Origin of the sequence: Floricoccus tropicus (genome assembly GCF_001832905.1) — a bacterium.
Lineage (GTDB): Bacteria > Bacillota > Bacilli > Lactobacillales > Streptococcaceae > Floricoccus > Floricoccus tropicus.
This window is the reverse complement of sequence record NZ_MKIR01000010.1, coordinates 1-3,592: the sequence shown is the minus strand read 5'-3', so window position 1 is coordinate 3,592 and position 3,592 is coordinate 1. Positions and strand designations below refer to the sequence as shown.

General features: G+C 35.4%; 1 protein-coding gene and 1 pseudogene. Both read left to right on the top strand.

Going from position 1 to position 3,592, the window contains the following annotated elements; genetic code table 11:
• Positions 1 to 509 (top strand): annotated as a pseudogene (locus BG261_RS03565) (SLC13 family permease); the annotation flags it as partial.
• A gap of 47 nt (positions 510 to 556) precedes the next feature.
• Positions 557 to 3,241 carry an aconitate hydratase AcnA gene (gene acnA, locus BG261_RS03560; RefSeq protein WP_070791811.1) on the top strand — a complete coding sequence of 895 codons (2,685 nt, stop codon included), beginning with the start codon at positions 557 to 559 and terminating at the stop codon, positions 3,239 to 3,241.
• Positions 3,242 to 3,592: the final 351 nt, after the last annotated feature.

Below are 3,592 nucleotides of genomic sequence, written 5' to 3'. Positions count from 1 at the left end.
TAATGATTAACTATCCAAAACTATCAGACCAACGCGCTCGTATTGAAGCTAACCTACCAGATGGTGGACAAGTAGCCATGGTAGTAATCGCAGCAGGAATCTTCATGGGAATCCTTGCTGGAACGGGAATGGATAAAGCAATTGCGACAAGTCTATCATCAGTTATTCCAGCATCATGGGGCTCATATTGGGGCTTGGTTGTTGCCTTCCTATCAGCACCGGGAACATTCTTCCTATCAAACGATGCCTTCTACTATGGAGTACTACCAGTACTAGCAGAAGCAGGAGTAAACTATGGATTCACACCATTACAACTAGGATTTGCTTCATTAATTGGGCAAGCTTTCCACTTATTGAGTCCATTAGTACCATTTATCTATGTATTACTTCGTTTAACAGATGTAGACATGGGACAATGGCAAAAGAAGAGTGCATTATGGGCGATCGGATTATTCATCGTTTATTTAGTAGTAGCAGTAGTATTTGGTTTAATGCCATTTAAAGTTTAATTATTAATTAATAGTACAGAAGAGAAGAAGCTAGGAGGCTTACCATCTTGAAAAAAGAAAATTTTATTTCAACATTGAAAAATGAAGGTAAATTCTACAATTTAAAAGAATTTGCTCAATCTTATGGGAAAGATTTATCGACATTACCATATAGTATTAGAATCTTACTTGAAAATATTCTTCGTAAAGCATCATCAGATGAAGAGCTTGAGAAAAATGCAAATAAGATTTTTAACTGGAAAGATAATGCTGGGGATGATATTGCATTTTATCCTGCAAGAATCTTATTACAGGACTATACTGGAGTACCTTGTGTTGTAGATATCGCTTCAATGCGTGATGCTGCAAAGGAATTGGGTTTAAACCCTGAAGACATTAACCCAGAAATTCCTGTTGATTTAGTAATTGACCATTCAGTTCAAGTGGACCAAGCCGGAAATCCTGCTGCAATGGCTTATAATATTAAAAAAGAATTTGAAAGAAATTCTGAAAGATATGAGCTTCTAAAATGGGCTCAAAAATCATTTACTAATTTTAGAGCAATTCCACCAGATACAGGAATTATTCACCAAATTAATATTGAATATTTGTCACCGGTTGTTCAATACAATGAAAAAGAAAATACATATTATCCAGATAGTGTTTTTGGAACAGATTCTCATACAACCATGATTAACGGTCTAGGAGTTCTTGGTTGGGGAGTTGGGGGTATTGAAGCAGAAGCTTGTATGTTGGGAGAACCTTCAGTATTTTCAATCCCACAAGTTATTGGAGTGCGTTTCATTAATCAACTTCCATCAGGAATTGTTGCTACGGATTTGGCGCTAAAAGTAACTCAAGTATTGCGTGAAAGAAATGTTGTAGGAAAATTCATCGAGTATTTTGGTCCTGGTTATGAAACTTTACCTCTTCCTGATAGAGCAACTATTTCAAATATGGCTCCTGAATACGGTTCAACATGTGGCTTCTTCCCAGTAGATGCTGAGACAATTAATTATCTTCATTTAACTGGTCGAAAAGAAGACGATATTGCTAATATCGAAGACTACATGCATGAAAATCATCTATTCTATAATGCCGATGAAGAAAGCAATATCGAATATACTGAAGTAATTGAAATAGACCTTGCAAAAATCACTACCAACCTTGCTGGTCCGAAACGTCCACAAGATATGGTGGAACTATCTCATCTATCGTCAGAATTTGAAAAAACAATTACAGCTCCTCTAGGTAACCATGGTTTTGGGTTAACGGAAACTGAATTTGATAAAGTGATTCCGATTGAACTTGACGGACAAAAAGATGAGCTAAAGACAGGGGATGTATTAATTGCTGCAATAACAAGCTGTACAAATACTTCAAACCCTTCAGTATTGATTGGAGCAGGCCTTCTAGCTAAAAAAGCGGTAGAACTCGGTCTAACAATTGATCCAAAAGTTAAGACATCATTTGCGCCAGGTTCTCAGGCAGTAACAAGATATCTTGAAGAAGCAGGACTTTCACCTTATCTTGATAAACTTGGCTTTAACATAATTGCTTACGGATGTACAACATGTATCGGAAACTCTGGTCCACTTGAAGCTACAATAGAACAAGCTATCATCGATAACGATTTGGTAGCGGGGGCAGTCTTGAGTGGAAATAGAAACTTTGAAAGTCGTGTCCATCCTTTGATTAAAGCAAATTATCTTGCTTCTCCAATTTTAGTAATTGCTTATGCACTTGCTGGTAATTTGAGAATGAATCTTCAAACGGACGTCATCGGTAAATCTAGTGATAGAAAAGACATCTACCTAAAAGATATTTGGCCAACAAGTGATGAAATCAATGATTACGTAAGTAAATTTGTCACATCTGAAAATTACCGTAAATCATATGAGAATATTTTCTCAGGAACAGAAGAATGGAATAATCTAGAAGTTGTTGATTCACCAACCTTCCCTTGGAATCCAGAGTCAACTTATATAGCTAATCCGCCATACTTTGATGATCAAGTAAAAGGAATTGTTGAATTACCAAAACTTGAAAGTCTACGAGCTTTAGCTAAACTAGGGGATTCTGTCACAACTGACCATATTTCACCAGCAGGATCTATTGCCATTAAATCACCAGCAGGTGAATACTTGAAGGAACATGGAGTTGCTCCTAAAGATTTCAACTCTTATGGTTCACGTCGTGGAAATCACCATGTAATGACAAGAGGAACACTAGCAAATACAAGACTTCATAACGATTTGGCTGATGGCAAGGAAGGAAGCTGGACAGATTATTTCCCTACAGAAGAAATAATTTCAATCTTTAATGCCAGTGAAAAGTATTTGGCTGATAAGCAAGAACTTGTAATTTTGGCAGGTAAAGACTACGGTATGGGATCATCACGTGATTGGGCGGCCAAAGGTGTTAAACTTCTTGGAGTTAAGGCAGTAATTGTTGAATCTTATGAAAGAATTCATCGTTCAAACCTAGTTATGATGGGAGTTGTACCACTTGAATATATTGATGGTCAGACTGCTGATAGCCTTGGGTTAACTGGAAAAGAGAATTTCGAAATTCTTCTTGGTGATAACCCAACACCGAAACAAATTGTTAAAGTTATTGCTAGAAGAGAAGATGGAACAACAATTGAATTTGATACTTTATCAAGATTTGATTCTGAAACAGAGATTAAATTCTATCATGATGGTGGAATCTTAAATACTGTACTAGATGAAAAAGTACGACAATACAAATAACATATAGGGCAAGGAGTAGATATACTTCCTTGCTTTTTCGTATAAATATGTTTTTTTGTGTTCTTTTGTAAAAATTGGTATTGTTAAATGAATCACGATGAAATCCTTTTGTAATAAAGCTTTTATATATAAAAATTAAAATAATAAAAAAATTTGTCTAAATATTCGAAAAAAATATCTATATTTTTCTATAAATTTCTATGTTATATTATGTGACATAGAAGGAGGATTTATTTATGGTAACATTTATGGCTTATGCTCTTATCGTTGTGTTCATGATTCTGATCATGACTAAAAAGTTAAGTCCATTTGTTGCACTTGCATCAGTACCATTATTATTTGGTATAGCAG